This window comes from Caulobacter sp. GW821-FHT11A05, from assembly GCF_058809015.1.
This window is the reverse complement of sequence record NZ_JBXASF010000004.1, coordinates 125,027-148,616: the sequence shown is the minus strand read 5'-3', so window position 1 is coordinate 148,616 and position 23,590 is coordinate 125,027. Positions and strand designations below refer to the sequence as shown.

The 23,590-nt window shown below is 68.0% G+C and carries 19 protein-coding genes and 1 pseudogene; 8 read left to right on the top strand and 12 right to left on the bottom strand.

Going from position 1 to position 23,590, the window contains the following annotated elements; genetic code table 11:
• Positions 1-16 precede the first annotated feature (16 nt).
• The 3 genes from AC1RSK_RS08275 to AC1RSK_RS08265 all read right to left on the bottom strand — a co-directional run bounded on the left by AC1RSK_RS08275 (position 17) and on the right by AC1RSK_RS08265 (position 2,493).
• Positions 17-1,108, bottom strand: coding sequence for an NADH:flavin oxidoreductase (locus tag AC1RSK_RS08275; RefSeq protein ID WP_492907018.1), 1,092 nt, complete (start codon positions 1,106-1,108; stop codon positions 17-19).
• A gap of 87 nt (positions 1,109-1,195) precedes the next feature.
• Positions 1,196-1,747, bottom strand: a complete 552-nt coding sequence (locus AC1RSK_RS08270; protein ID WP_492907017.1) for a DUF1003 domain-containing protein — start codon at positions 1,745-1,747, stop codon at positions 1,196-1,198.
• Positions 1,748-1,815: 68 nt separating this feature from the next.
• The gene (locus AC1RSK_RS08265) at positions 1,816-2,493 is read right to left on the bottom strand and encodes a YiaD family glycine zipper/OmpA-like lipoprotein (protein ID WP_492907016.1); all 678 of its coding nucleotides are present in this window, start codon (positions 2,491-2,493) and stop codon (positions 1,816-1,818) included.
• Between the two features lie 142 nt (positions 2,494-2,635).
• On the opposite strand from AC1RSK_RS08265, the gene AC1RSK_RS08260 reads away from it, so the two are divergent.
• Together AC1RSK_RS08260 and AC1RSK_RS08255 are read left to right on the top strand one after the other, a co-directional pair.
• The gene (locus AC1RSK_RS08260; protein ID WP_492907015.1) at positions 2,636-3,589 is read left to right on the top strand and encodes an isopenicillin N synthase family dioxygenase; all 954 of its coding nucleotides are present in this window, start codon (positions 2,636-2,638) and stop codon (positions 3,587-3,589) included.
• A 73-nt stretch (positions 3,590-3,662) separates the two neighbouring features.
• Positions 3,663-6,068 carry an ATP-binding protein gene (locus AC1RSK_RS08255; protein WP_492907014.1) on the top strand — a complete coding sequence of 802 codons (2,406 nt, stop codon included), beginning with the start codon at positions 3,663-3,665 and terminating at the stop codon, positions 6,066-6,068.
• A 227-nt stretch (positions 6,069-6,295) separates the two neighbouring features.
• On the opposite strand, the gene AC1RSK_RS08250 is transcribed toward AC1RSK_RS08255, so the two are convergent.
• The 5 genes from AC1RSK_RS08250 to mtgA all read right to left on the bottom strand — a co-directional run bounded on the left by AC1RSK_RS08250 (position 6,296) and on the right by mtgA (position 14,380).
• Positions 6,296-7,852: a TadE/TadG family type IV pilus assembly protein gene (locus tag AC1RSK_RS08250; protein ID WP_492907013.1), complete on the bottom strand. Its 1,557-nt coding sequence runs from the start codon at positions 7,850-7,852 to the stop codon at positions 6,296-6,298.
• A 65-nt stretch (positions 7,853-7,917) separates the two neighbouring features.
• Complete coding sequence (locus tag AC1RSK_RS08245; RefSeq protein ID WP_492907012.1) at positions 7,918-9,783, bottom strand: ubiquitin-activating E1 FCCH domain-containing protein; 1,866 nt, start codon at positions 9,781-9,783, stop codon at positions 7,918-7,920.
• A gap of 81 nt (positions 9,784-9,864) precedes the next feature.
• Positions 9,865-11,376 (bottom strand): TadE/TadG family type IV pilus assembly protein, encoded by a 1,512-nt coding sequence (locus tag AC1RSK_RS08240; RefSeq protein WP_492907011.1) that lies wholly within the window; start codon positions 11,374-11,376, stop codon positions 9,865-9,867.
• A 274-nt stretch (positions 11,377-11,650) separates the two neighbouring features.
• A complete protein-coding gene (locus AC1RSK_RS08235) occupies positions 11,651-13,492 on the bottom strand; it encodes a M2 family metallopeptidase (RefSeq protein ID WP_492907010.1) in 1,842 nt (613 codons plus the stop codon).
• 216 nt (positions 13,493-13,708) lie between these two features.
• The gene (mtgA, locus tag AC1RSK_RS08230; RefSeq protein WP_492907137.1) at positions 13,709-14,380 is read right to left on the bottom strand and encodes a monofunctional biosynthetic peptidoglycan transglycosylase; all 672 of its coding nucleotides are present in this window, start codon (positions 14,378-14,380) and stop codon (positions 13,709-13,711) included.
• A 451-nt stretch (positions 14,381-14,831) separates the two neighbouring features.
• Here mtgA and AC1RSK_RS08225 point away from each other — a divergent pair, with 451 nt between their 5' ends.
• Complete coding sequence (locus tag AC1RSK_RS08225; RefSeq protein WP_492907009.1) at positions 14,832-15,494, top strand: nitroreductase; 663 nt, start codon at positions 14,832-14,834, stop codon at positions 15,492-15,494.
• Positions 15,495-15,564: 70 nt separating this feature from the next.
• Positions 15,565-16,068 carry a hypothetical protein gene (locus tag AC1RSK_RS08220; RefSeq protein WP_492907008.1) on the top strand — a complete coding sequence of 168 codons (504 nt, stop codon included), beginning with the start codon at positions 15,565-15,567 and terminating at the stop codon, positions 16,066-16,068.
• A 172-nt stretch (positions 16,069-16,240) separates the two neighbouring features.
• Here AC1RSK_RS08220 and AC1RSK_RS08215 read toward each other — a convergent pair whose 3' ends face one another.
• Entirely contained in the window at positions 16,241-17,233 is a 993-nt protein-coding gene (locus AC1RSK_RS08215) for a WD40 repeat domain-containing protein (RefSeq protein WP_492907007.1), read from the bottom strand.
• Between the two features lie 156 nt (positions 17,234-17,389).
• Between AC1RSK_RS08215 and AC1RSK_RS08210 the strand changes: the two genes are divergently transcribed.
• The gene (locus tag AC1RSK_RS08210; protein WP_492907006.1) at positions 17,390-17,842 is read left to right on the top strand and encodes a biopolymer transporter ExbD; all 453 of its coding nucleotides are present in this window, start codon (positions 17,390-17,392) and stop codon (positions 17,840-17,842) included.
• A gap of 288 nt (positions 17,843-18,130) precedes the next feature.
• Here AC1RSK_RS08210 and AC1RSK_RS08205 read toward each other — a convergent pair whose 3' ends face one another.
• The 3 genes from AC1RSK_RS08205 to AC1RSK_RS08195 all read right to left on the bottom strand — a co-directional run bounded on the left by AC1RSK_RS08205 (position 18,131) and on the right by AC1RSK_RS08195 (position 21,004).
• On the bottom strand, positions 18,131-19,195 hold the full coding sequence (locus AC1RSK_RS08205; RefSeq protein ID WP_492907005.1) for a CobW family GTP-binding protein: 1,065 nt from the start codon (positions 19,193-19,195) through the stop codon (positions 18,131-18,133).
• A 74-nt stretch (positions 19,196-19,269) separates the two neighbouring features.
• Complete coding sequence (locus AC1RSK_RS08200; protein WP_492907004.1) at positions 19,270-19,890, bottom strand: hypothetical protein; 621 nt, start codon at positions 19,888-19,890, stop codon at positions 19,270-19,272.
• A 388-nt stretch (positions 19,891-20,278) separates the two neighbouring features.
• Positions 20,279-21,004 (bottom strand): N-formylglutamate amidohydrolase, encoded by a 726-nt coding sequence (locus AC1RSK_RS08195; protein WP_492907003.1) that lies wholly within the window; start codon positions 21,002-21,004, stop codon positions 20,279-20,281.
• Positions 21,005-21,072: 68 nt separating this feature from the next.
• Between AC1RSK_RS08195 and AC1RSK_RS08190 the strand changes: the two genes are divergently transcribed.
• The 3 genes and pseudogenes from AC1RSK_RS08190 to rplU form a co-directional block, all read left to right on the top strand.
• A complete protein-coding gene (locus AC1RSK_RS08190) occupies positions 21,073-21,993 on the top strand; it encodes a transglutaminase family protein (RefSeq protein ID WP_492907002.1) in 921 nt (306 codons plus the stop codon).
• Between the two features lie 37 nt (positions 21,994-22,030).
• Positions 22,031-22,885 carry a transglutaminase-like domain-containing protein gene (locus tag AC1RSK_RS08185; protein WP_492907001.1) on the top strand — a complete coding sequence of 285 codons (855 nt, stop codon included), beginning with the start codon at positions 22,031-22,033 and terminating at the stop codon, positions 22,883-22,885.
• A gap of 74 nt (positions 22,886-22,959) precedes the next feature.
• Positions 22,960-23,412 (top strand): annotated as a pseudogene (gene rplU, locus AC1RSK_RS08180) (50S ribosomal protein L21); the annotation flags it as partial.
• Between the last annotated feature and the right edge of the window lie 178 nt (positions 23,413-23,590).

The window sequence follows — 23,590 nt, the reverse complement described above, 5'->3', positions numbered from 1 at the left end:
CAAGCCTGACCGAAGGTCATGCCGCTTCCTCGGAGACGAACCCTTTCCAGCCGGCCATGTAGTCTTGGAAGGCAGGGCCGAGGCCCTCGTTCGCCAGGTAGGCGCGGGTGACCGGCAGGCTGACCGGCTTGAAGCCGTCCTCGGCCGCGGCGCGCAGAGGCCAGTCGTGGTGCAGGATGGCGGCGCGGCCGAGCAGCAGGAAGTCGACCTTGTCCAGCAGCGAAGCGGCATGGGCCGGTTCCATGATCTTGCCGGCGACGCCGAGGCGGCAATCGCCGCGCGGCAACTCGGCGAACCAGTCGATCAGCGACTTGTCCTGGAACTCCTCCTCGACCGGCAGTTTGCCGACATCCCACAGGCTCATGTCCAGGTAGTCGATCAGGCCGCTGGTCATCAGCATGCCGGCCACCCGGCGGATTTCCGGCAGCTTCAGCCCGAAGCGCTCGGGCGACAGCCGCAGGCCGATCTGGAAATCGGGCCGGCAGACGGCGCGGGCCTCGATGAGGATCTCGTGGATGAGGCGCATCCGGTTCTCCAGCGAGCCGCCCCATTTGTCGGTGCGCTGGTTGATCTCGCTGCTGAGGAACTGACAGAGGATGTAGCCGTGGGCGCCGTGGAACTCGACGCCGTCGAACCCAGCCTTCTCGGCCCGCACGGCGGCGGCCACGAAGTCGGCCTTCAACTGCTCGACCTCGTCGCCGCTCAGGGCGCGGGCCTTGAACTCCTCGTTGTCGGACGGACAGACCGGCGCCTCGCCGATGATCTCGGCCGGTGAGCGCATGCCGGCGTGATGCAGCTGCACCACCGCCACGCTGCCCTCAGCCTTGATCGCCGCCGCCAGCCGGGTCAGGCCCGGCAGATGGTCGTCCGACCAGACGCCCAGCTGGCCGGGAAAGCCCTGGCCGATACGCTGCACATGGGCCGCGCAGGTCATGGTCAGGCCAAAGCCGCCCTGCGCCCGCTTGACCAGCCACCTGAACTCGTCGTCCGACATCGTGCCATCGACATGGCTCTGCAGGTTGGTCAGCGGGGCCAGCATCAGGCGGTTCTTCATTGCCGGGCCGTGGGCGAAGGACAGCGGCTGGAACAGGGCGGCAAGGTCGGTCAAGGCGAAGGCTCCGGAAGCTTGTCCCTGCATAGCCTCTTGCCGCCGGGTCATGGAACCCGAGGATTTCTCAAGGCCGCCCGGATGAATTCAAGGCTTCGCGGCCGGGGCCAGCCGTTCCAGCATCTCGATCTGCCGCTTCATCAGCGCGGCCAGGTCGTGTTCGCGCATGACGTCGAGCTTCTCATGCAGGGCCATGATCTCCAGCTCGGCCTTGAGGTTGACCTCGTAGTCGTGGCGGGCGGCCTCGCGGTCTTTGAGGGCCTGACGGTTCTGGCTCATCATGATCACCGGAGCCTGCAGGGCGGCCAGCATCGACAGCATCAGGTTGAGGAAGATGAACGGGTAGGGGTCGAACGGCTTCAGCCCGGCCACGCCCAGCGCCCAGGCGTTCAGCCCGACCCAGAGGACCAGCACGACGCCGAAGCCGATGATGAAGGCCCAGGACCCCCCCACCGCGGCCACCCGGTCGGCGAGGCGCTGGCCAAAGGTCATCTCGTCGTCTTCGGACAGGTCGCGGGAGATGGCGCCGCGGGCGATGATCCGCTCGATCACCGCCCGCTCCAGCTCCGACAGGTCGTCGGCCGGCCGGCCGAGCAGCTTCCTGGAGGCTTCATCACAGGTCAGGGGGACGGGTTTCAAGACGGGCTCTCCAGATCACCGCGGAGGGTATCACCACCCGTCCCCAACCCGACAGGGCGACCTGCCGGTCAGCCGCGAAGCGGACGGATCAGGATCTCGACCCGGCGATTGCGGGCCTTCCCGGCGGCGGTGGCGTTCGAGGCGACCGGGTCGCGCTCGCCTCGCCCGGCCAGGGCGACGCGGTTGGGGTTCAGCCGGCTGTTCTGGACAAGGTAGTCGGCGACCGAGCGGGCGCGGCGCTCCGAGAGGGCCAGGTTGTAGTCGTCGGCCCCGTCGCTGTCGGCATGGCCGGTGATGTCGATCAGGGTCGAGGGATAGGCCTGCAGGACCCGGCCGACGTCGTCCAGGGTGTCGTAGAACTGCGGCTGCAGGGTCTCACTGCCGGAGGCGAAGGTGACGTCGCTGGGCATGTTGAGGATCAGGTTGTCGCCGTCGCGGGTCACGGTGACGCCGCTGTCGGCCAGTTCGCGGCGTAGATCGGCCTGCTGGCGATCCATGTAATTGCCGACGGCCGCCCCGCCGAGGGCGCCGACCCCGGCTCCCAGCAAGGCGTTCTTGCGGCCCTGCTCGCTGTCGTTGGTGTTGGTGAGATAGCCCAGCAGCCCGCCGCCGATGGCCCCGACGATGGCGCCGGTGCCGGTGTTATCGCGCACCACCTCGCCGGTGTAGGGGTCGGTGGTGGTGCAGGCGGCCAGGGCGGCGGCGGCGGTCAGGCAGGTGGCGAGCGTCAGGGCGCGACGGATCATGGTGGGTCCTCAGGAAGGGGCAGAGAGGCCGCAACGGCTTTCGCCGCCCAAGGTTCCCGACCGTTCTTCCGCAAGACCCCGTAGTTTCGTCGGCGCCCCGGCTGGTGTAGAAAACCCAGCCCAACTGCAGAGCGTCTTCCCAATGACCGATACCGGCCTCGCCCCCTCCGCCATCGCCCCCGTCTCGTTCAAGCAGTACGAGAGCGATTTCGCCGGCTTCTCCAAGGCGCTGGGCGACAGTTTCCGGCGCTACGGCTTCGCGGTCATCTCCGATCACGGCATGGGCCAGGCGAAGATCGACAGCGCCATCGAACGGGCCAAGGAATTCTTCGCCCTGCCGGAAGCGGCCAAGAAGAAATACTTCGTCGAGGGCGGCAAGGGCCAGCGCGGCTACACCCCGTTCGGCGTCGAGACCGCCAAGGGCGCGGCGCATTTCGACCTCAAGGAATTCTGGCACGTCGGCCGCGACCTGCCCGCCGGCCACAAATACTCGGCCTCGATGCCGGAGAACCTGTGGGTCTCCGAGGTCGAGGGCTTCAAGGAGGAGCTGACCTGGCTGTTCGACGCCCTGGACCGCATGGGCGGCAAGGTGCTGCAGGCCATCGCCGCCTACCTCGGCCTCGAGCGCCACACCTTCGATGTGCAGGTCAAGGACGGCAACTCCATCCTGCGGCTGCTGCACTATCCGCCGGCCGGCTTCGACGGGCCCAATGAGCGGGCCGGCGCCCATGAGGACATCAACGCCATCACCCTGTTGCTGGGCGCCGAGGAGGGCGGGCTGGAAGTGCTCGACCGCGACGGCCGCTGGCTGCCGATCAACCCCCCGGCCGGCTCGCTGGTGGTCAACATCGGCGACATGCTGTCGCGGGCGACCAACGACTACCTGCCCTCGACGACCCACCGGGTGGTCAACCCGCCGCCCGAGCGGCGCAATGTTCCCAGGTACTCGACGCCCTTCTTCCTGCATTACGCGCCCGATCACCTGATCGAGACCCTGCCCGGCCGGGCCGACGCGGAGCATCCCAACCGCTATCCGACCCCGATCACCGCCGACGACTTCCTCAAGCAGCGGCTGGCGGAAATAAAGCTCGGCTAGGAAAAGCGCCGAGCCCCACCCAATCTTAACCGGCGCCTGCGACACTTCCGGCAACTTGCTGGGGGACCCGTCCATGGCGCAAAACGCGCCCGAGCACACCGCCGCCGAAGGCCTGCGCGAAGTCCGTTCCCTGGACCTCGCCGCCCTGCGCCCGACCATCCAGCGGGTCTGCGGCATGGCGGCGGCGCTCAGCGGCGCCGAGCACGCCTATGTGGTGCTCAACGAGGACGGCCAGATCTGGCATTCGGCCTTCGCCGACTTCGAGGACAGCCTGGTCGACGCCGACGACTCGGTCAGCGTCCGCAACGAGAACGGCATCTGGCTGGAAGACGCCCTGGTCTCCAATCCCGACCATCCCTGGACCACGGGGTCGCCCTACGCCCGTTTCTATTGCGCCACGCCATTGCGGTTGAGCAGCGGCCTGCGCATCGGTTCGCTCTGTGTGCTGTCGGCGCGGCCCAAGGCTCGCGACGAGGTGGCGCTGGCCCACCTGGCCGACTGCGCCGCCCTGCTGTCCGAGGCCGTCGAGCGGCTGCGCGCCGAACGGGCCCGCGAGGCGGCCGACCGCGAGACCCGCGCCGCCGTCGCCCTCAAGGAGGTGATCATGCGCTCGGCGCCGGTCGCCCTGGCCATGTGCGACCGCGACCTGCGCTACGTCTACGTCAACGCCCGCTGGTGCAAGGACAGCGGCGTCAGCCGCGAGCGGGCCCTCGGCGCCTTCGTCGGCGACCTGTTCCCAGAATCCTACGCCGAGCTCAAGGAGACCTACGAACGCTGCCTGGCCGGGGAGAACGTCTGGTCCGACCGCATCCGGGTGCCCTACGGAAAGGGCCGCGAACGCTGGCTGCGGGCCGAGATCGGCCCCTGGTGCGACGCCGACGGCGAGATCGGCGGGCTGATCGCCATGAGCCATGACATCACCGACGTCATCACCGCGCTGGACCGGGCCGAGCGGTCGGAACAGCGGCTGAAACTGGCGCTCGAGATCGCCGACGTGCTGGTCTACGAGATCGACTACGAGGCGCGCGACCTGAAGGTCGACGGGGCCGCCAACACCTTCTTCGGCGAGGACGTCACCTTCGAAGACCTGGCCTCCAAGGGCTGGGACCTGGTGCATCCCGATGACCAGCCGATGGCCATGGCCGCCTGGGAGCGGCACCAGAAGGAGGGCGTGCCTTTCCGGACCGAATACCGGATAGCCGCCCCTGACGGTCGCGAGGTCTGGGCCTTCTCGGGGGCGGAACAGACCCTGGGGCCGGACGGCAAACCGATCCGGATGCTGGGGGTGTTGAAAAACATCACCGACCGCAAGCGGTCGGAGGAGCAGGTCGGCCGGGCGCGGGACGTCGCCGAGGCGGCCAGCCGGGCCAAGAGCGAGTTCCTGGCCAACATGAGCCACGAGATCCGCACGCCGCTGAACGGGGTGATGGGCGTGGCCTCGGCCCTGTCGCGCACGCCCCTGACGCCGGACCAGGCGGAGATGGTCGGGCTGATCGAGACCTCCGGCCAGACGCTGCAGGCCATCCTCTCGGACCTGCTGGACCTGGCCCGTATCGAAAGCGGCAAGCTGGATCTCAAGGCCGAGCCCTTCGCCCTCAGCGCCTCGCTGCGGGCGATCGCCGACCTGTTCCGCCCCCTGGCCGCCGAGAAGGGCCTGGCCTTCGGTCTCGACATCGATCCGTCTGCGGACGGCTGGTTCGAGGGCGACGCCGTGCGGCTGCGCCAGGTGGTCGGCAATCTGCTGTCCAACGCCATCAAGTTCACCGGCAAGGGATCGGTGTCGCTGCGCGCCTTCGTTGAGAAGGGGGTGCTGGCCCTGGCCGTGCGCGACACCGGCATCGGCTTCGACGCTGAGTTCAAGGCCCGGATGTTCGAGCGCTTCGAACAGGCCGACGGCTCGATCACCCGGCGGTTCGGCGGCACGGGCCTGGGCCTGGCCATCTCCAGCCAGCTGGCCAGGACGATGGGCGGCGACCTGACCGCCGAGGCCACGCCCGGCCGGGGGGCGACCTTCATCCTGACCCTGCCGCTGGCCTCCGTCGCCGAGCCGGACGCCGTGGTCGCCGCCGCGCCGGCGGCGATGGCCGGGGATCGCGCGCCGCGCGTGCTGCTGGCCGAGGACCATGCGGTCAACCGCCGGGTTGTGCAGCTGTTGCTGGAGCCTGCCGGGGTGGAGCTGACCTGCGTCGAGAACGGCGCGCTGGCCGTCGAGGCGGCCCTGTCGCAGGGCTTCGACCTGGTGCTGATGGATATGCAGATGCCTGTGATGGACGGCCTGACCGCCATCCGCGCCATCCGCGCCGCCGAAACCGGCCACACGCCGATCTGGGCCCTGTCGGCCAACGCCCTGCCGGAACATGTGCGGGCCTCGGCCGAGGCCGGGGCCGACGGCCATCTGACCAAGCCGATCTCGGCCGAGGCGCTGTTCGAGGCGCTCAGCCTGGCCTGCGGCGCGGCGAATGAAGCGGCGGCGGCCTGACTTTCGGGTTGAGGCGGCTGTCGAGGTCCAACCCGGCGCCCACTCTGCCACCGTCATCCTGGGCCTTGTGCCCAGGATCCCGCTGTCCGCCGCACCCACGGTGGGGTGGAGGCGCGGCCGCGCCTCCAGGGCATGGGCTTGCGGCGGTTGAACCCGGGATCCTGGGCACAAGGCCCAGGATGACGGCCGTGGGTGTGTGGGGAAGGGCCGCCAGCGACTGTCGGGGCCTACTTCGAGATCCGCAGGTTGGAGATCTCGCCGGCGATGCGCTGGAAGACGTCGTCGAGGTCGTCGGCATCCTGAACGTCGTAGTAGCGGTCCGAGCTGGTCGCGCACTTCTTCAGCAACGAACTGGCTCCCGACTTGACCTCGACCCGCACCGTGTAGACCACGATGCCCTTGGCCTTCATGTTCTCGCACAGCAGCGCCAGCCGCTTGTCCATCGCCGAGGTGCGGGCGCCCTCGCCGCCGCCGTTGATGCCCAGGCGGTTCTGCCAGAGGTAGCCGAGGGCGTTGTAGTTGCTCTCGTTGTCGTTCTTGGCGTCGCTCATGACGTTGTCGCCGTCGGTCATGATGATGGCGATCTTGCTGAGCTTGGGCGTGCCATAGGCCGAGCCGTCGGCGAACGGGCCGGTCGGCGACAGCAGGTTCCAGCCCCAGGCCGCGCCGATCGGGATGTTGGTGTTGCCGGTGGCGACCATGCCGTCGACCAGGCTCTTGAGGCCGGACCAGTTGGCGGTCAGCCGCATGATCGGCTGCAGGTCGCAGCCCCGGTTGGGTCCGCCGCCGCCGCTCGGCGCCTGGTCGTACTTGCCGATGTAGCCCTGCGGGACCTTCCAGTTAGAGCCGCTGAAGACCTCGTCGGGCAGGTAGTCGTTGCTGAACCAGCCGAAGTCGCCGTTCTGCCAGCCGGACTTGGACGGCGAGTCCGGCTCGTCGGGCGCGAAGAAGGGCGTGTAGAGGGTGGCCGGCGTGCCGGCGCTGGGGGCGGTGTCCTGCACGTCATAGGGCTGGGCCCGGGTCTCGACGCAGCCGCCCCAGGTCTGGCCCATGTTGCTGAGCAGGGTGAAGCGGTTGGCGGCGACGGTCGTCCCGGTCGCCTTGTCGAAGAAGATTTCGTTGTTGATCGGGGCGGCGCCGGTCTGGTCGATCCAGGACTGGCCCTTGTAGGTCGCCCCGACCTTCACTGTCTGGCTGAAGGGGACGATGCCGATCTTCACCGGGTTGGGCTCGCTGCTGCGGGCGGCGGAGGCGGCCAGGGTGTCGATCAGGTTCTTGGCGGCGATCTTGAGGTTGGCCAGTTTGGAGCCGGCCATCGAGCCGGTGTTGTCCAGCACCAGGGCCAGCTCGATGCGGTTCATCGAGCGCAGCACCTCGGAGTCGGCGCCGACCACCATGTCCCGCTGCAGCCAGATGTTGGAGACGAACGGCTTGACGCTGGCCTGGGCGGTGGCGATCACCGCGCCGCCCGAGCCCAGCTTGAAGGTCGAGCTCATCAGCTTGGCGTCGACCATCGTTCCCAGCTGGGCGATCAAGGCCTTCTCGCCGACCTTCTGCAGGTCGGCGTCGGTGACCGCCGGGGAGCGGGCGGCATAGAGGGCGGCGGCGTCCAGCGCGTCCTGCAGCTCGCGCTTCTGGGTGCTGGCCCGGTTGATGTCGAGCAGGGCGAAGCTGGCCAGGGCCAGCACCGGCACGCCGATGGCGGCGATGATGGCGACGTTGCCGCCCTCATGGCGGCGGAAGCCCGCCAGCCTGTCCTTCGCCCGTGTCCAAAGCCTAAGCATGGCCGCATCCCCGCTTTCGGGAGCGAGGATGCGCCACAGGAGTAAAGGAAGCGTCGAGAACGGCGCTATTTGGATATTCGCAGCGAGGCGATGTCGGCCCCGATCGCCTCGAAGGCATCCTGCAGCGCCGTGCCGGTGGACGGCGTATAGACGTGGGCGGCGTCGGTGGCGCAGCCGTTGACCAGGGTCGCGGCGCTGGACGGGCTGGGGACCTGGAACCCGACCGTGTAGATGATCACCCCCTGCGCCTTCATCGCCGTGCACAGGGCCGACGACTGGTCGTAGGTGTTGCCGTTGGGGGCGTTGCAGTTGATGTGGTCGCTGCTCGAGCCCGAGCCGGTGGTCGAGTCCTGGGCGATGACGCCGCTGCAGTAGGAGCTGTTGTACTCGCCGTCGGTCATCAGGATCAGCACCTTCTTGATGTGCGGCGCGGTGTAGGCCGCGGGCGTGCTGGTCCCGGTGAAGATCGAGCTGAAGTTGGGCGAGATCGAATACCAGCCCCAGGCCACCCCGATGTGACCGCCGGACGAGCCCGAGGCGGCCAGGCCGCTGATCGCCGTGGTCAGGGTGGTCTTGGTGCTGGTCAGCGGGGTGATGGTGTTGGTCAGGCAGGGGTTGCCGCTGGCCGGATAGTTGGTCCCCAGCAGGGTCGTGGCCGGCGACACGTCGTCATAGGGGTTGGTCGTCCGCTCGCTGACGCAGGTGCTGACCCGGTGGATCCTGGTGCTGCCCGAGGTGTTGGTGAACCGCTGGTACTCGCAGCCATTGGTCGTGCAGTAGGCCGAGCCGTTCGAGCTGAAGGCGCTGTAGCTGGGCCCGACGCTGCCCACGAGCCAGAAGGTGTCGGTGGCGACGTTGCTGACCTGCCAGGCGGTGTTGCCGCTGTTGTTGATCTGGGTCATGCCGCCGACGCCGGTCACATAGACCCAGGCGTTGTTGGCGAAGCCGTGGGCCGGGGAGGTGACCACCACCTCGCAGTCGGTCGCCTGGCACTTGGTGACGTAGTCGTTGCTGCTGCTGGAATAGGTGCTGTAGCTCGAGCCGTTGACGCCCGAGAGCTGGAAGGTGTTCGTCGTCTTGCCGGCGACGGTGAAGACCCGGTTGTTCAGCTGGGTCATGCCGGAGACGCCGGCGATGTAGACCCGGTCGCCGTTGTTGAAGCCGTGACCGTTGGCGGTGACCACCACCGGGTTGGCCTTGGTCGCGCCGCTGATGCCCTTGGCCGCGCCGCTCGCCCAGGAGGCGCCGGTGATCGTCTTGGCGGCGGGGATCGCCCCGCGGGCCAGGGCGGCGTTGGCGCTGCCGACGTTGACCGCGTTGGAGTAGGGCACGATCGACATCTTCGAATAGTAGGGCGTCTGGCTGGTCTTCACGACCAGGTCGACCAGGCTGGTGGCGGCGGCCTTCAGGTCGGTGAGCTTGGTGCCGGCCATCGAGGTGGTGACGTCGAGCACCAGGGCCACTTCCAGGTCGTAGGAGGCGCGCATGACCTCGGAGTGGGCCCCGACGCTCATGTCGCCCTGCAGCCAGAGGTCGGCCACCACCGGGTCGACCTCGATGGTGGCGTCGGCGAGCACCGTGGTGTTGTTTGTGCCGCCCAGCGTGAAGGTCGAGGAGGCCAGCACGCCGTCGTCGGCGGTCATGGTCGCCAGCTGGGCGGCCAGGGCGGCGTCGCCGATGCTGTCGGCCTGGGCGTTGGTGGTGGCGCTCGACTTGGCGACGATCAGGGCGGCGGCGTCCAGGGCGTCCTGCAGGCCGCGCTTGGACATGCTGGCCCGGTTGACGTCGATCAGACCCAGCGACAGCACCGCCAGCGGCAGGGCGATGGCCGCGAACTGAACCGCCACCGCGCCGCGACGGGCGCGCGCGAACCGGCGCAGAAACCCGCGCAGGCGTGCTCCGAATCCGTCAGCGGCGTGAGCGTCGATCATAGTGGCCCCAATCTTGATCGGCATTCATACGCGGCGCCTGGTAAAGGAAACCGCCAATGAACAAGGTGAACGACGGGTAACTCACTTGAGGATCCGCAGGTTCTCGATGGAGCCGGCGATGGCGTTGAACACCGCCGTCAGCTGGCTGGCGTCCTGCACGTCGTAGAACTTGTCGTTGGAGGTGGCGCAGCCGCGCAGGACGCTGGAGTCGCCGCTCGTGACCTCGACCCGCACCGTATAGATGACGATGTCCTGCGCCTTCATGTTGGTGCACAGGGTGGTCAGCTTGGCGTCCATCGCCGCCTTGCGCGCGGCGGTGTTGCCCGAGGTGATACCGAGCCGCCCCTGCCAGATGTAGCCCAGCGAGTTGTACAGCGAGGCGTTGTTGTTGCCGGTCGAGCCCATGGTGTTCTCGCCGTCGGTCATCAGAACCACGACCTTGGTCGACTTGGCCGTGCCGTAGGGCCGGCCGTCGGCGAACGGCGCGTTCGGGCTCAGCAGGTGCCAGCCCCACATCAGGCCGAGCGGGATGTTGGTGTCGCCGACCGCCACCATGTCGTCGACGGCGTCCTTGAGGCCGTCCCAGTCGTTGGTCAGGCGGGTGATCGGCGACAGCTGGCAGCCGCTGTTGGGCCCGTAGATGTAGCCGGTGCTTGAATTGGTGCCGGTCGAGGTCGGGCTGCGATTGTACTTGGCGACATAGCCCTGGCGGGTCTGCCAGTTGGAGCTGTTGGTCACGTCCGGCAGGTAGCTGTTGTAGTAGGTGCCGCCGCTGCTCGGCTCGTCCGGCGCGAAGTAGGGGGTGAACAGGGTGGCCGGCGTTCCGGTGCTCGGCGCGGTGTCCTGCACATCGTAGGGCGCGGCCCGGCTCTCGACGCAGCCGCCCCAGGAGACGCCGATGTTGTTCAGCAGCGTGAAGCGGTTGGCGTGGCTGGCGAAGATCTGGTCGTTGATCGGGGCGGCGGCGTTCTGGTCGACCCAGGCGGAGTTGCGATAGGCCGTCCCCACCTTCACGGTCATCGAGAAGGGGGCGATGGCGATCTTCACCGGATCGGTCTCGACGCTGCGGTCGGCGGCCTTTTCCAGGGTGTCGATCAGGTTCTTCGAGGCGGTCTTCAGGTTGGCAAGCTTTGCGCCCTTCATCGAGCCGGTGGTGTCGAGCACCAGGGCCAGTTCGATCTTGTTGACCGAGCGGGTGACGTCGGCCTTGGCGCCGACGACGATGTCGCCCTGCATCCAGAGGCCGGCGATCATCGGCGTCACCTTGGCCTTGGCGGAGGCGATCACCTTGTTGCCCTCGGCCTTGAAGGACGAGGAGGTGACGGTGGCCTGCGAGCCGGTCATGTTGGCGGTCAGCGCCTGAGCGCCGATGGTCTGCAGGCCGGTGTCGGTGAACTGGTTGGAGCGGGCGGCGGTCAGGGCGGCGGCGTCCAGCGCGTCCTGCAGCTTGGTCTTGGCCGCCGAGCCGTTGGCGATGTCGACCGCCCCCATGGTCAGCACCACCATCGGCATGCCCAGGAACGCCATCTGCACGGCGATGGCGCCGTCCTTGCGCGCACCAAACTGTCCCAGCCGCGCAATCGCGGTTCTCAAGATACGCCCCGACATGGCTTCAGCCCCGACCCGACCCCGGGCACATTCGCCCGACGAAGCCGAAGACTGCCCGTTCTCGGTAAACGGACCTGCCTATGGATTTGCTGAATTTTTCCGCAACCCTAAGCGGAATTCACCATAGGAATATTAACGCAGCAAATTCAATGGGTTGTCGCTGCCGTTCCGGCGATGGTCGGCCGAGCGGGCCAGAAAAAACCCTCGCGCCGGCTTGGCGCGAGGGTCTGGCAGTCCGGATGCGGTGGCTAGAGACGGCCTACCAGCCGCACTTCTGGCCCTTGTTCTGCTTGATCAGCCACTTGTTCAGCGGCGCGAAATACTCCGTCACCGCGCTGGCGTCGGTGCGGCGTTCGCCGGTGAAGGCTTCCAGTTCGTCCGGCCAGGGCTTGGACTGGCCCATCTCCAGCATCTTGTTGAACTTCGCCCCGACCGCCTTGTCGCCGTAGACCGAGCAGCGGTGCAGCGGGCCCTTCCAGCCGGCCTGCTTGCAGGCGGCCCGGTGGAACTGGAACTGATAGACGTGGGCCAGGAAGTAGCGGGTGTAGGGCACGTTGGCCGGCACATGGTACTTGGCGCCCGGGTCGAAGGCGTTGGCCGGCCGCGGTCCCGGCGGGGTGATGCCCTGGTACTGGGTGCGCAGCTTCCACCAGGCGGCGTTGTAGTCGGCCGGCTTCACCGAGCCGTCGTAGACCTGCCAGCGCCAGCGATCGACCAGCAGGCCGAACGGCATGAAGGCGATCTTGTCGAGCGCCATCTTGAGCAGGAAGGGCGTATCGCCCTCTGTCCCCGGAACCTTGTCGAGAATGCCGACCTGGTTGAGGTAGGTCGGGGTCAGGGCCGAGAGGCCGACGAAGTCGCCGATCGCCTCGTGGAAGCCGTCGTTGGCCCCGCCCTTGAAGATGTAGGGCTGATCCTTGTAGGCGCGCTGGTAGTAGTTGTGCCCCAGCTCGTGGTGGACGGTATAGAAGTCCTCGGCGTTGACCTTGGTGCACATCTTGATGCGGATGTCGTCGCGGTCGTCGAGATCCCAGGCCGAGGCGTGGCAGACCACCTCGCGGCCTTCGGGCCGGACGATCTGGCTGCGGGTCCAGAAGGTCTCGGGCAGGGGGCTGAGCCCCAGCGACGAATAGAAGTTCTCGCCGGTCTTCACCATCTTCACCGGGTCATAGCCCTTCTCAACCAGCAGCTTGTCGAGGCTGTAGGCGGAGGCGTCCTCCTTGGGGGCGACGATCGGATAGATGTTGCCCCACTGCTGGGCCCACATGTTGCCCAGGAGGTCGGCGCGGATCGGGCCGGTCTTGGGCTGTACGGCGTCGCCGTATTGGGCGTTCAGCTTGGTCCGCACATAGCAGTGCAGGTTCTTGTAGAAGGGCTCGATCTGTTTCCACAGCCGGTCGGTCTCGGCGGCGAATTCGTCGGGGGCCATGTCGTAGCCCGAGCGCCACAGGGCGCCGGTGTCGGCGTAGCCCAGCTGCTTGCTGCCCTCGTTGGCGAGGTCGACGAGCTGGGCGTAGTCGGCGCTCATCACCGGCGAGATCGAATGCCAGCCCTCCCAGGCCGCCTTCAGCTCGGCCGGGTCGTGGCTGCTGGCCAGCACGTCCTCGGCGTCGTTGAGGGTGATCTGCTTGCCTTTGAACTCGAACTTGCCGGTCGAGTAGATGCTGTCCAGCCGGCTGCCGATGGTGGCCATCTGCTCGGCGGCGCCAGGCCGTTGCGGGGCCGGCAGCACCAGGGCCCGCTTGAGGATGTCCAGCTTGCGGCGGGTGACCGGGTCGGCGTCGGTCTTGTCGTACTTCGCCGCCTGCACGGCGAGGTCGGTGGCCAGCGTGGTGGCCTCGGCCCCGGCCTTGGCCTCGAGGAACATTGTGTCCTCGGTGATGTAGGTGGCGCGCACCCAGCTGGACTTGTTGACGTATTCGGACAGCTTGGCGAGATCGACCTCGGCCTTGTCGACGAAGGCCTTGGCCTCCTCGGGCGTCGGGGTTGCGGCGGGCGCGGCGGCTGGGGCCGGGGCCGGGGCCTGTCCGGCGGCGAGGGCGGTGATGCCGCCGGTCAGAGCCAGGGCGGCGGCGGCCGCCATCAGGGTCGTCTTCTTCATGGGACGCTTCCTTGGGAATTGGGGTGCGGCAAGGGACCGCAGGCGGTTAACGGCGTCAAGGGGCGGGGACTGGATCGCCGCGCAGGATGGGCGACGTCGGTGCACAGGCGCCTGGGGCGGCGTTCCTGTCCCCGATTTGCGCCGATCGGGGACAGGAACGCCGCTCCAGACGTGAAGAGCGCCCCGACAGGCCGGTGCGGCGGCGATCCAGTCCCCCTACCGAATACAGGCCGCCAACCCCTCCCGCCGCACCGTTCCACTCGCCGCCCCAATCCGCCGCGAGCGCCTGCGCACATATGGCCCCGGCGTCGCCGCCTTCCACTTGAGGGGACTGGGCAGGATGGCGGCCAGGCGGGCGGCCTGGGTGGGGCTCAGCTGATCGGCGCCGACCCCGAAATAGCGCCGCGCGGCCGAGTCGGCGCCGTAGACGCCCGGGCCCCATTCGACGCTGTTGAGATAGACCTCCATGATCCGCCGCTTGCCCCACAGGGTCTCGATCAGGACGGTGAAATAGGCCTCCAGGCCTTTGCGCACATAGGAGCGCTGCGGCCAGAGGAAGACGTTCTTGGCCGTCTGCTGGCTGATCGTCGAGCCGCCGCGGATCTTGCCCGGCCGGCGCTGGTTGTGGGCCATGGCCTTTTCCATGGCCTTGAAGTCGAAGCCCCAGTGGCTGCAGTAGCCCGCGTCTTCCGCCGCGATCACCGCATTGGGCAGGGCCGGGCTCATCCTCGACAGCGACATCCAGCGCCGGTCCAGGCCCTTGCCCTCGAACAGGCGCTGGATCATCAGAATCGTCACCGGCGGCGGCACGAAACGGTAGAGCAGCGTCGAGAACACCGGCGCCAGCACCCCGACCACCAGCAGCATCAGCAGCAGCCGCCGCACCACCTTGCCGAGGAAGCTGGTCTGTCTGGCGGGCGCCGACGGCCGGGCCGGGCGAGGCCTGCGCGGCGGCGGGGCAGGGGGCGGTTCGATGGCGAGCGGCGGCTCGGGCTCAGGCTCGGGTTCCGCCTCTGGTTCGGCTTCGGGCTCGGCTTCGGGCTCGGCTTCGGGCTCTGGCTCGGCCTCGGGCTCCAGCACGCCCTCGACATCGGCCAGCGCGTCGTCCGGCGGCACAGCCTCCAGCACGTCCTCGGGCAGGTCCTCAGGCGTCACGACCTCCAGCGGCCCGGCGTCCGGCGTTTCCGTCTCCGCCTCGGGCAGGGCCTCCTCGGCCGGTTCCACCGGCGGCTCATCCTCGTCTCGGGGCGGCTCGTCGGACAATCTGTGTTCACCCTTGCCTTGACCTTGGGGGCGCATGCTAGCCGTCCGAACCTGCCTTGTCGCGAGAGTCGCCGCCATGAACGTATCCGACGCCGTCGCCGCCCGCGTTTCGGTCCGCGCCTTCAAGCCCGACCCCGTGCCCGCGCCCCTGTTGCGCGAACTGCTCGAGGCCGCCCATCGCGCCCCCAGCGGCGGCAACCTGCAGCCCTGGCGGGTCCATGCCGTGGCCGGCGCGCCGCTGGACGAGCTCAAGGCCAAGGTCGGCGCCAACCTCGGCGGCGAGGAGCCGGAATACGCCGTCTATCCGGAAAACCTCTGGGACCCCTTCCGCACCCGTCGCTTCGAATGCGGCGAGGACCTCTACGCCACCATTGGCATCCCCCGCGACGACAAGCCGGCCCGCCTGCGCCAGCTGTTCAAGAACACCCAGTTCTTCGGCGCCCCGGTCGGCATCTTCTTCAGCCTCGACCGCAAGCTGGGCCCGCCGCAGTGGGCCGACGTCGGCATGTATATGCAGACCCTGATGCTGCTGGCGGTCGAGCGGGGCCTCGCCACCTGCGCCCAGGAGTTCTGGGCCCGCTATCCCAAGACGGTGGGTGACTTCCTCGGTCTGCCCGACGACCACATGCTGTTTTCCGGCATGGCGCTGGGCTACGCCGACGAGGACGCGCCGATCAACACCCTGCGCACCCGCCGCGATCCGTTCGAGGTCTGGGCGGAGATGCGCGGCTTCGACTGACCCCCTGCAATGGGGGATGCCCGGCCGCCGGTGGCCAGCGATGATGCGGCGTCCGCCTGGAGGAGCCGCGATGCGTCTTGCCCTGATCCTGTCCGCCGCCCTGACCCTCGCCGCCGGAAATGTTCAGGTCGGCGAGCTGTTGTTCGGCAAGGCCCACGCCGACGACGATGTCGCCACCGTCGCCGCCGCCACGCCGGGCGCCATACCGCCCAAGGCGATTGACGGCCTCAACGGCGCGATTCTCGAGCTGGAGCAGCCGGGCGTCTTCCACCTCGGGACGACCTGGCGGGTCCGCTACTTCTTCCTCGATGGCAAGCTCGACGCCGTGCAGCTGGCCCGCTACCCGGCCCCCGGCCACCCGGTCGACGATATCCGCCAGGCCGAGCTCTACCTGAAGGGCCTGGCCGCCCTGCACCTGGGCGACTGGAGCTGCAAGCAGCCCATCAACCCGGCCACCACCCGCTATCTCGACTGCGAGGTGGTCGGGGCGAAGATCGACGTCGGCTTCAGCTACATGAACTTCGGCGGCGAGCCGTTCGAGGTCATCGTCTACCGGACCAAACGGCCGCTGTGACCTCCCTCCCCGAATTGGGGAGGGTAGACGCGCGGTTACGCGCGTCGGGTGGGGAAGTCGGCCACTGGCCTTCGAGACGAAGCGCTGAGAAACATAACCGAGCGGCAGCGGTGACCCACTGCCCCACCCGGCGCGCAACGCGCGCCTGCCCTCCCCATTCGGGGAGGGAGGGCTACACCGGACTCGCCGCCAGCCCCGCCCCGCCGTCCTCGTCGCCCCAAGCCACCGACCGCCCGTCCGGCGTCATCGCCAGGGCGCAGATCGCCGCCCCCTTCTCGGCCTTGATCATCTCGCGCCGGCCGCTCTTCAGGTCGCAGACCCAGACCCGCCCGTCGTCCAGCCCGCCGGCCAGCACCCCGCCGCCCGGCGTCGCCGCCACCCGCGTGACCATGGCGTCCTGGTCATAGGCGATCTCGGCCGCCTCCTTGCCCATTGGCCCGTTGGCGCCCTGGAACGGCCAGACCACCGCCCCGTTGGCCCCGGAGGTGGCCAGCATCAGCCCGCCCGACAGGAAGGCCAGGCTCTTCACCTTGGCCGGATAGCCGCCCATCCGCATGTCCTTGGAATCGCTCAGGCGCCAGCCGTGCAGGCTGTTCTCCTGCATCGAGCTCATCAGGAACTTGCCGTCCGGGCTCCACAGCACCTGCGCATGGCTGCCGGCCCATTTCAGCATCTGCGGGACCTGCTTCTCGATCCGCGCGTACCACAGGGCCGCCCCGCCGTAGGTGGCGGCGGCGATTCGCCGGCCCTTGGGGTCGAAGGCGATGTCGGCCACTGACTTGTCGTGGGTGAAGATGCGCGAAAAGGCGGCATCCTTCGAATCGCGGACGTGCAGCTCGCGGCCGGCGGCGAAGGCGATGAGGCCGGATTCGGCGCTGGCGGCGACCGCGTCGATCCATTTTCCCCTGATGTTGGCGATTTCGCTGGCGACCAGGTCTTCGCCCTCCAGGCGGCTCCAGACCACCCGGCCGTCGTCGCCGGCGGTGAGGATGCCGCTGCCCGAAGGATGGGCGCAGGCGGCCAGGACAGCCCCGTCGTGGGCCTGCACCGTGACGAATCCTTCAAGCGTTACAAGGCGCGCCGTGCCGTCGCCCAAAGCGAACATCGGTACGGCTTTGGCGTCGAAAAGCGCGGCGGTCACATAGGCGTCGAATTCGAGGATCATGCTTTTCCGCTTAGACCGGATGGACCCCACTGGGCCATAGCGGCGTTCAGATTCCCTCACGGCGAGAGACGGGCTTTACAGGCCGCCGCTCCTGCGCCATGGGAGAAGCGAATAACAGACGGGCCGCCTAAGGGGCTCGCCACGAGGAGTGTTCGAATGGGTGCCCAACTGGCCGGCGGCGGCAAGAAGTCAAAGTTCGATCTCGGGCAGAATTCCGAGATCAACGTGACGCCGTTCGTCGACGTCATGCTCGTGCTGCTGATCATCTTCATGGTCGCGGCCCCTCTGGCCACGGTGTCGATCGCCATCGACCTGCCCCCGGCCATCCCGCCGCCCCCGAACGCCAAGAAGCCGCCGGATCCGACCATCGTCTTCATCCAGAAGTCTGGCGCGCTGTTCATCGACGGCCAGCAGACCCGCCTGGAGAACCTGCCGGCCGACATCCCGGCCGACATGGTCAAGAAGGGCGTCACCTCGGTTCCGCAGACCGAGCGGGTGTTCCTGCAAGCCGATCCGGACGTGCTCTATGAAGACTTCATGGAAGTGCTGAACGTCCTGCAGGAGAACGGCTACTTCAAGGTCGGCATCATCAACGAAGACATCGAGTAGGGCTTCAGGCTCCACGAGATACGGAAAAGGGCCGGTGGAAACACCGGCCCTTTTTTATTCCTCCTTCGGCAGGCCGAAGGCCTGACGGGGGAGGGGGACCGCGCGCGGATACGCGCGTGGTGGAGGGGGCAGCGCCGGCCTGTCAGGATAGGGAGCGTTCTGGCGCGGACTGAGATGACGGCGTTCAGGATCAACCCGAACCGCCGGTGCTGCCCCCTCCACCACCGGCCCTAAGTCGGGCCGGCGGTCCCCCTCCCCCGTCGCTGCGCGCCGGAGGAGGAACTTGAACTAAGCCACACACCCCGCGAAACCCGCCTTCAGGGCCGCCTCGTCCAGATCCCGGCCGATGAACACCATCCGGCTGTAGCGCTGGTCCTTGTCGGTCCACGGCCGCTGGTAGTCGCCTTCCAGGATCATGTGCACGGCCTGGAACACCAGCCGCCGCTCGTCGCCCTTGATGTCGATGATGCCCTTGGCGCGCAGGATGTCCGCGCCCTTTTCGGCCAGCAGCTGGTTCAGCCAGTTGGTCACCCGGATGCCGTCGAGCGGCCTGTCGGCGGTCAGGCTGACGCCCTTGATCCCCGCCTCGGCGGCGTGGTCGTGGACAGGGCCGTGGTCATGGTCGTGGTGATGGTCATGACCATGGTGGTCATGCTCGCAGTGCTCGTCATGCACATGGCCCTCTTCCCCGTGGCCGGGGTTGAGGAATTCCGGCTCCAGGTCGGTGATCCGGCCCAGGTCGAAGCTGCCGCGGCCGAGGATGGCCTCCAGCGGCACCTGGCTGCGGGTGGTTCGGTGGATCGGGGCCAGCGGGTTGATCCGCCGGATCGAGGCCTCGACGGCCAACAGTTCCACCTCGCTGACGAGGTCGGTCTTGTTGAGCACGATCTGGTCGGCGAAGGCGATCTGCTCGACCGCCTCCTTGCTGTCGGCCAGCCGCAGCGGCAGGTGCTTGGCGTCGACCACCGTGGTCACCGAATCGAGCTGGGTCTTGGCCCGCACGTCGTCGTCGACGAAGAAGGTCTGGGCCACCGGGCCGGGATCGGCCAGGCCCGTGGTCTCGACAATGATGGCGTCGAAACCGCCCTTGCGCTTCATCAGCCCCGACAGCACGCGGATCAGGTCGCCGCGCACCGTGCAGCAGACGCAGCCGTTGTTCATCTCGAACACTTCCTCATCGGCCCCGACCACCAGGTCGTTGTCGATGCCCACCTCGCCGAACTCATTGACGATGACGGCGTAGCGCTTGCCGTGGTCCTCGGTGAGGATGCGGTTCAGCAGGGTGGTCTTGCCGGCGCCGAGGTAGCCGGTGAGGACGGTGACGGGGGTCTTGCCAGCGGTCTGGGAGGTCATGGCGCCTATCTAGGGGCTCAATGGCCATGATGAAACCGGGGCGCCGGTCGAATCTCCGGTCATCCCCCTCGGTGTCAGATATCGAAGATGATCACCGCCCCGGCCATCAGGATCAGGGCCCAGCCGAGGATGGTCGACTCCTTGGCCTGCAGGGCGTCCAGCTTCACGAACCGCGCCCCGGCCAGCATCAGGCCGGTGAACAGCATCATCGCCGCCCCGGTGGCTGCCATGAGGACGAGGCTGAGCAGGCCGAACCCGAGCCAGCCATGCTTGATGGCGGTCATGTAGACGCCGATGAAGGCCTCGCAGGGCGACAGGGTGAGCAGCAGCACCAGGCCGGCAATGGCCGCCCGGTCCGACAGGTAGCGGCGCGGCTTGTCCGGGTGCTGGTGGGCTTCGCGGGTCAGATAGAAGACGCCCAGGCCGACCAGCACGGCGGCCACGACCCATTTGAACCAGCTTTCCAGCGCCGGGGCCGCCACCAGCCCGACAGCCACCACCACCGCCCCGATCAGCACCGTAAAGGCCACATGCCCCAGCCCGGCCAGGGCAGTGACCCCCAGGGTCTTGCCGGCCGACCACTTCTGCTCCCGCCCGACCAGCACGAACGGCAGCCAGTGGGTCGGCAGGATCGCGTGCATGAAGGCGACGGCAAAGCCGGCGGCGGCGATGGAGGCGAAGACGGCGAGGTTCACGGGACGGGCTATAGAATGTTATATTGTAACGGTCTAGGGACTCTCTGCCATCCCCCTTCGCTGTCATCCTTCGGCCGCCCGAAAACGCCCGCCCGCTGGGCTTTGTCGCAATATGTCTAGACATATTCATCGGCGTTCGAGGGGCTCGCCGGCGCCTCCGCGAAGGGCGTTGGTCGCCGCGACGCGCTTTCGACCAACCTTCGCAGCGCATCGACCAACCCTTCGACCAACCGCCGGAGCCACATCCTCGTGGCCTGAACCCACGCAAAAGCCAACGGATGGTGGGGTTTGGCTCAGAATCGGCGGCTCTTATCGGCGCGGCCTTTTTTTGTTGGTCGGCCGAGCGGCGGTATAATGGTTTCGCCGCTTCGATCGTCAGGTCTGGTCCCTAAAGCCCGACATCCGCCAGCGCCGCCCGCAGCAGCGGGGCGATCTGCGCCGCCACCGCCGCCTCGCCGGCGGCGTCGGCCATCAGGTCCTGGCGGACCTCCAGCTCCAGGTAGTCCAGTCCCCGGCCGATGGCGTGGCGGGGGATGGAATAGTCGATGTCGTCCATGTGGTAGGGCTGGTTGTCGCCGATGACTTCCGGCCCGAAGGTCTGGCGCAGCCGGGCCAGCATGGCGTCGGAAAAGGGCGAGGCGCCCAGGTGCAGCACGCCAAAGCGCCAGGGACGGGCGTGGCCGGCCATCGACGGCGTGAAGCTGTGCAGGGCCACCATCACCGTCGGACGGTCTCCACGGGCGTCCAGCTCGGTGGCGATGGCCTCGTGATAGGGGGTGAAGATCTCGTCGATGCGGGCCTGGCGGTCGGCGGGCGTCAGTTCCAGGTTGCCGGGCACCACCGTCCCGTCGCTGACCTCGCAGATGGCGTCGCGCCGCTGGGGATTCCGGTTGCAGTCGATGACCAGCCGAGAATAGCGCTGGGCGATCAGGCAAGCCCCTAGATCGTCACTGAGAATCGGGCCCATTCCTGCAACACCGATGTCTAGGGCGATATGTCGCCGCCTTTCTGAATGGGGCAGTTGGAGATTGTTAAGGCTGAGTGGGATTTCCTGACCGGCATGGTCCGCTATCAGGACAAACGGCGATTCGGCGCCCGCTTTTTGCGCAATCACTGGCGAACCCTCGCCTGTGACAAGCAGTCCCCTGGCCTTGCCGTTCAAATCGAGCCCCTGTTCTGACAATGGCCATCGTCTCCATTCGCCACCTGACGACCTACCGCTACCGCAAGCCGGTGGCCTTCGGCGAGCATCGGATGATGTTCCGGCCGTTGCAGGCCTTTGATCAACGCCTGATCTCGGCCCAGGTCACCGTCTCGCCCGATCCGGAGATGCTGCGCCACATCCAGGACGTCAGCGGCGCCTGCGTCGGCGTCGCCCGCTTCGACCGCCCCGCCGACCGGCTGGTGTTCGACAGCCGGGTGCGGATCGAGCACACGCCGCACATGCCCTTCGACCTCGAGCACAGCGACCTGCGCCTCGGGGCCTGTGACTTCCTCTACCACGAGGACGAGCGCGCCGAGCTGGCGACCTCCCTGCACCGCCGTCATCAGGACGCCGGCGAGGTGGAACAGTGGGCCCGCCGTTTCCTGCCCGCCAACGGCGATCTGCCGGTCTCCACCGTGCTGACCGACATGACCCACGCCATCCGGTCCGAGTTCGCCTACGCCCTGCGCCTGAGCGGCGCCCCGCAGAGCCCGGCCGAGACCCTGTCCCTGCGGACCGGCAGCTGCCGCGACTTCGCCGTCCTGCTGATCGAGGCGGCCCGCAGCCTCGGCGTCGCCGCCCGCTTCGTCTCCGGCTACGTCTACTCCGGCTCGGCCAAATCCGGCCGCACCGGCGGCGGCCACACCCACGCCTGGGCCCGCGCCTATGTGCCCGGCTGCGGCTGGGTGGACTTCGACCCGACCAACGGCATCGTCGGCAATCTCGACCTCATCCGGGTGGCGGTCGTCGCCGATCCGCGCCTGGCCCTGCCGCTGCACGGAACCTGGGACGGCGAGGCCGAGGACTACGTCGGCATGGACGTCGAGGTCGATTTGTCTGTAGAGGACGCCCAGGCTGCGCAACCGCCTTTCCCGCTGAGAGTTGCGCAAGCGGGCTGAGATTGGCCCGGACTTTCAACGGGCGGGACACCACCAGATGCGCATACGGGCCGGCTACAGGATCAGCTACGACTGCCCGGTTGCGACGCCGATGCTGATGATGGTCAATGTCCGGCCGGAACGGGCCGGCGATTTCGAGACCCCCGACACCGTGCTGACCGAGCCTTTTGTCCCGGTCCGCCAGTACATCGACACCTTCGGCAACATCTGCAGCCGGGTGGTCGCACCCCCGGGCCGCTTCACCATCCACAGCGATTTCATCATCAAGGACAGCGGCATTCCCGACCCGATCACGCCAGGCGCCGTCCAGCACGCGGTCGAGGACCTGCCCGACGCGGTGATCGAATACCTGCTGCCGTCCCGCTACTGCGACACCGAGCTCCTGCGCGACCTGGCCTGGAAGCTGTTCGACGGCGTGCCCCCCGGCTGGGCCCGGGTGCAGGCCATCGTCGAGTACGCCCATAAGCGCGTGGCCTTCGGCTACGAGCACGCCCGTTCGACCAAGACGGCCTCCGAGGCCCATGAGGAGGGCCTGGGCGTCTGCCGCGACTACGCCCACCTGGCCATCACCCTTTGCCGCTGCATGAACATCCCGGCCCGCTACTGCACCGGCTACATGGGCGACATCGGTATTCCGGTGCATGGGGTGATGGATTTCAGCGCCTGGTTCCAGGTCTGGCTGGGCAATGCCTGGCACACCTTCGACGCCCGCCACAACATGCCCCGGGTGGGCCGGCTGCTGATGGCCGTGGGCCGCGACGCCACCGACGTGGCCATCGTCACCACCTTCGGCGCGGCGCAGCTGGTGGAGTTCACCGTCATCTCCGAAGAGCTGAAGTCGGTGGGTTTTGACAGCCCGTCTGCGTTGACTCAGGCGAGTCCGTCTGTATAAGACGCCTCCCTTCGCTCCCGGGCCCAGCCTGCGGGGCGCAATCGTTTTTGCTATCTCACGTTCAGGACGGACCGATGTACGCGGTGATCAAAACCGGCGGCAAGCAATACCGGGTTTCCCCCGGTGACCTGCTGGTTGTCGAAAAACTGGCTGGTGAACCCGGCGCTGAAGTTTCCTTCGACCAAGTCCTGATGCTGGGCGATGGCGATGCGGTCACCGTGGGCGCTCCCATGGTCGCTGGCGCGGCCGTCACGGCCACCCTGATCGAAACCCGCAAGGGCGAGAAGGTGAAGATCTTCAAGAAGATCCGTCGCCAGGGCTACCGCCGCACCCGCGGTCACCGCCAGCAGGAAACCGTCCTGCGCGTCACCGCCATCGGCGACGCCAAGTGGGACGGCGTGGTCGACATGACCACCAAGGCCGAGCTCAACGCCCGCTCGCGGAACCTGAAGCTGCCGGAATTCGCCGTGAAGGCCGAAGCCGCGCCGGCGCCGGCCAAGAAGGCGACCAAGGCCAAGGCCGCTCCGGTCGTCGAGGAAGAAACCATCGTGGCCGCCGAGGCCCCGGTCGTCGAAGCCGCCGCCGAAGCGCCCAAGGCCGAGAAGAAGGCCGCCGCGCCGAAGAAGGCCGCTGCCCCGAAGGCCGCCAAGGCCGACGACGCTGAAGCCGCCCCCGCCAAGAAGGCCGCCCCTAAGAAGGCCGCCA

What these genes read in the sequence shown, in the direction of transcription:
- AC1RSK_RS08265 (WP_492907016.1), bottom strand. Translation starts at nt 2,493, where the DNA reads ATGATCCGTCGCGCCCTGACGCTCGCCACCTGCCTGACCGCCGCCGCC.
- AC1RSK_RS08260 (WP_492907015.1), top strand. Translation starts at nt 2,636, where the DNA reads ATGACCGATACCGGCCTCGCCCCCTCCGCCATCGCCCCCGTCTCGTTC.
- AC1RSK_RS08255 (WP_492907014.1), top strand. Translation starts at nt 3,663, where the DNA reads ATGGCGCAAAACGCGCCCGAGCACACCGCCGCCGAAGGCCTGCGCGAA.
- AC1RSK_RS08250 (WP_492907013.1), bottom strand. Translation starts at nt 7,852, where the DNA reads ATGCTTAGGCTTTGGACACGGGCGAAGGACAGGCTGGCGGGCTTCCGC.
- AC1RSK_RS08245 (WP_492907012.1), bottom strand. Translation starts at nt 9,783, where the DNA reads ATGATCGACGCTCACGCCGCTGACGGATTCGGAGCACGCCTGCGCGGG.
- AC1RSK_RS08235 (WP_492907010.1), bottom strand. Translation starts at nt 13,492, where the DNA reads ATGAAGAAGACGACCCTGATGGCGGCCGCCGCCGCCCTGGCTCTGACC.
- AC1RSK_RS08225 (WP_492907009.1), top strand. Translation starts at nt 14,832, where the DNA reads ATGAACGTATCCGACGCCGTCGCCGCCCGCGTTTCGGTCCGCGCCTTC.
- AC1RSK_RS08220 (WP_492907008.1), top strand. Translation starts at nt 15,565, where the DNA reads ATGCGTCTTGCCCTGATCCTGTCCGCCGCCCTGACCCTCGCCGCCGGA.
- AC1RSK_RS08215 (WP_492907007.1), bottom strand. Translation starts at nt 17,233, where the DNA reads ATGATCCTCGAATTCGACGCCTATGTGACCGCCGCGCTTTTCGACGCC.
- AC1RSK_RS08210 (WP_492907006.1), top strand. Translation starts at nt 17,390, where the DNA reads ATGGGTGCCCAACTGGCCGGCGGCGGCAAGAAGTCAAAGTTCGATCTC.
- AC1RSK_RS08205 (WP_492907005.1), bottom strand. Translation starts at nt 19,195, where the DNA reads ATGACCTCCCAGACCGCTGGCAAGACCCCCGTCACCGTCCTCACCGGC.
- AC1RSK_RS08190 (WP_492907002.1), top strand. Translation starts at nt 21,073, where the DNA reads ATGGCCATCGTCTCCATTCGCCACCTGACGACCTACCGCTACCGCAAG.
- AC1RSK_RS08185 (WP_492907001.1), top strand. Translation starts at nt 22,031, where the DNA reads ATGCGCATACGGGCCGGCTACAGGATCAGCTACGACTGCCCGGTTGCG.